The organism is Salinimicrobium oceani (assembly GCF_012037645.1).
Genome location: NZ_JAAVJR010001558.1, coordinates 1 through 292, shown reverse-complemented (window position 1 = coordinate 292; position 292 = coordinate 1). Strand labels below are relative to the sequence as shown.

The 292-nt window shown below is 46.9% G+C and carries 1 pseudogene; it reads right to left on the bottom strand.

What is annotated here, in order from left to right:
* A pseudogene (locus HC175_RS23060) lies at window positions 1–292 on the bottom strand (malate dehydrogenase); the annotation flags it as partial.

Below are 292 nucleotides of genomic sequence, written 5' to 3'. Positions count from 1 at the left end.
ATCATCGAGTTCCAGCTCAACGATCTTTTCAATTCCGTTTTTACCAAGGATCACCGGCACCCCTATACAAAGATCATTAAGCCCGTATTCCCCTTCTAAAAGGGCAGAACAAGGGAACATTTTCTTCTGGTCACAAGCGATCGCCTGCACCAAAGAAGAAACTGCTGCTCCCGGTGCATACCAGGCGCTGGTTCCCAACATTTTTGTAAGGGTCGCACCTCCTACTTTAGTGGCTTCAGAAACTTCGTCGATCCTTTCCTTAGAAATGAACTTGCTAACCGGAACCGAGTTA